A 1,105-nucleotide genomic window follows, 5' to 3' on the forward strand; every position below is an offset into this window, starting at 1 on the left:
CTGAGTATATGTCAAAAGTTTGATAAGAGCCAAAAGATTTGTAAAATGGGTTTACCAAGACTCATAAAACAAATCATAATGGCTCATGCGAGATAAAAATACAGGTATTGATTTACATTTGCAAGCACATTTACCCTGGCATAAAGCACGGATTAAATTTTTAGAATTATTAATTATATCATTGGTACGCACTCGCACAGTTGTTTACAGTATCAATGCTGTAAGTTTAAATGATAGAGCAATTTGCAGTAATCTCAGGCGTATACAGCGATTTTTTAGTGCTTTTGTTATTGATTACGATATAATTGCTAAAATTTTAATGAGCCTGAACCCTGTTAAAAGGCCTTACAAACTAAGTTTAGACCGTACAAATTGGAAGTTTGCAGGCATAAATTATAATATTTTATGTCTAACGATAGTAGCTGATGGTGTTAGTTTACCTATATTATGGACAATGTTAGACAAACGTGGAAACTCCAATCAAGACGAGCGTAAATTATTGATAATGAGGTATATTCGATTGTTTGGTTTAGCCTCAATAGAATGCCTGATTGCCGACAGAGAATTCATTGGCCAAGAATGGATAGAATTTTTATCAACTCAGCCAATTAAATTCTATATAAGAATAAGAGAAAATCTCATTGTCAATCAAAAAGGTCAGGTATTGAAAGCCTTTTGGTTGTTCAATAATTTGCCACTGAATCAAATCAGGAGCCTTGATAAGCCCATAAAAATCAATGGGCAATGGGTTTATTTAACTGGAATGAAAGTAATAAACTCAAAGAATCTTGTCGAATATGTCATCGTGGCAACCTATCATTTCGACCATCAGACTATGAAGATTTACGCGCAACGATGGACTATTGAATGCTTTTTTAAGGCTATTAAATCGGCAGGATTCAATATAGAGAATACCCATCTGACTGACCAAAAGAGATTGCAAAAACTCTTTGCAGTTGTATGCATCGCCTTTATATGGGTATATCTGGTAGGCCAGTATCAAAATCAGATAAAGAAAATCCCAATCCTGAAACATCAAAGAAAGGCTTTTAGTATTTTTCGATACGGATTGGATGAGCTTAATAGAGCTTTACTGTTTGATTTA

The 1,105-nt window shown here is 33.8% G+C and carries 1 protein-coding gene; it reads left to right on the forward strand.

Annotated features, from left to right (window positions below):
- Positions 1–85 precede the first annotated feature (85 nt).
- Positions 86–1,105 (forward strand): IS4 family transposase (locus tag WAE64_RS24730; RefSeq protein WP_340240874.1); only part of this gene is annotated, 1,020 nt, incomplete at its 3' end.

Source organism: Emticicia soli (genome assembly GCF_037860775.1).
Lineage (GTDB): Bacteria > Bacteroidota > Bacteroidia > Cytophagales > Spirosomataceae > Emticicia > Emticicia soli.